Genomic DNA, 2,086 nt, shown 5'->3' with positions numbered 1-2,086 from the left:
CAGTACAGATCACTTGAAAGCTCGTATCCATGAGTTTGTGGACTACTTTAACAGTACGATGGCTAAACCTTTCAAGTGGACTTATAAAGGCAAACCGCTTACGTCTTAAATACCTGGTTTATTTCCGCCGCTCTCTACTAGGAGAGCTAAAATGGGAATAGAAGGCTGAAGAAGAGGCAGAATATATGACACAGCCAAGAGCAGCAGCACCGACGATTAGTGCAATCGATCGACATGCGAACCAGTATAGATCGATATTTCCAGAAGTTAGAAGCTATGAAGCATTCAAGCGAATGCTGATGGGAATTATCACGCCATCACGGAGAAAGAGTATAACAACAATTACAAGAATTGTTGGGTTGAAAAATAACCAATCATTGCATAATCTTATCACAGAGTCACCTTGAACAACAGCTTTGCTGAGCGTATTCGAGAAATTAAACCTCCAATCTAAATCTGTCAGAGTGGGGTATACCCTAATCTGACAAACTATGACTTTTTTTCGGTCTTCAGGATACTTCCTTGCAAGCCAGTCAGGAAAAAGCTTTCAGCCTTAGCGTGCTATTTTGTCCGAATTCTGCGTTTCCCCCTAGAGCAAGAATTAAATGCCGCATTGCAGAGTCGAATTCCGCCAAAGCTCCGCAATTGAAGTCATCGGCTGGCAATTGATTTACACCTGATTCCCTACTACGGAAAACCCACGGACATCGAAGCCAATTACGTGTATCGTTCGATAGCCAAGGCTGGTACTACCTCGTTTTGTTAGGCCACGAACCCAGATAGAGCGGGGTAAGTGAAAAAAAGGAAATGAATAGCGTTGACTGAAAAATGTGTAAGCACAGATGCCTCAATGTGTCGAGTTCGACTATAAACTAAGCCGTATCCCAAACCGGCCATCGTGGCTAAAATTACGTATTTAAAGCCTCCTGCAAAATGAGCGATGCCGAACAGTGATGATGCAACGATCAAAGCGATAACAGAACCATAACGATAGCTTGCCAAAAGGATGGAAAGCCGAGTCTGTATAAATCCTCTGAAAAAAGCTTCTTCTGCAAGACAAGTAAAAAAGAGGTTGATCCAGGCCCACTGTAAAAAGAACTCCCCAAATTTTAAATCTGGACGGACATACCCCATAACGACGGAGCTTGGTAGCAGACAGGCAACAATGAGCCAGACCCCCACCAAGCACGTTTTTACCGATGCTTTAAACTCACGCACAGTCCGAATCATGACCGTTCCCAGCAATATGTAGAAAAATCCAATCAGCGCCTTATCGAAGTCCAAAGATAAGGAATATGGAATGCCGTCCGCACTTATTATCGAATTTTTAATCAAAGCAGGATTGTGAAACCCTGGTACCCAATGGCTCATGAAGCCTATCGACAGGACAGTAATCAACATTGCTCCAACAAGCTTGAGAAAGGATCTTTCTTGGCGAAGAAGCATAAATCCTGAGGAAAAAACAAAGATTACGGGAACTGCAATAAAATTAACGTATCCGTAAAAAACAGCCGAGACTAGAGTCAGCAAAAATAAACAGATACTTCCGTAGGCATACTTCCAATTAAACAATTCTCTCGGTATCCAAACACTGGTAATAGCGGTTGTAAGCAGGCCAAAAACAACGATTTGGCTATTTTCAATTGGAACAAATGGAAGATATCTCATTCTTATTATTCTGGTGGCAGTGGTTTAACTATTAATTCAACGTGAGTTCGACGCTAGAAAATGGCTGGGGGAAGTGATTCAAGACCTTTATGTTCCAAATCCAAACAAGGCTTTTTGGGGTAATAAGAATAAGCAATCAAGCCAGAAATCAAGTTAACCGTGACAAGTTAAACCGACTGCGATGACGGGAATGCTCAATGTTTAGAGTTGTAACGGTGCAGCTATCCAATCGATTGAGATCGGATAGTTGCAGTTAATGTGGTCTCAAAATCGCGATGATTGCAGTCCTGAGTGATTACTATTCCAGGTCGCTACAGCTAGGGGCGGCGATCGCGATCGGCAGTGCGATTTTAGGGATGAGATTTCAAGTCAATTCAGCTTGGTTAGTTTTAGGTGGAGCCGCGATCGGCTGGCTGGC

Annotated in this window: 1 protein-coding gene and 1 pseudogene; both read right to left on the bottom strand. The window is 43.0% G+C overall.

The genetic code is table 11. The features are described from left to right. Window positions 1-762 precede the first annotated feature (762 nt). Entirely contained in the window at window positions 763-1,668 is a 906-nt protein-coding gene (locus tag RMO35_RS23145; RefSeq protein WP_309744762.1) for a CPBP family intramembrane glutamic endopeptidase, read from the bottom strand. A 53-nt stretch (window positions 1,669-1,721) separates the two neighbouring features. After that, window positions 1,722-1,867, bottom strand: a pseudogene (locus RMO35_RS25490) (IS982 family transposase); the annotation flags it as partial. Between the last annotated feature and the right edge of the window lie 219 nt (window positions 1,868-2,086).

This window comes from Chamaesiphon sp. OTE_20_metabat_361, from assembly GCF_031364565.1.
Note: the sequence above shows the minus strand (reverse complement) of the source record. Positions and strands in the feature narration are given on the sequence as shown.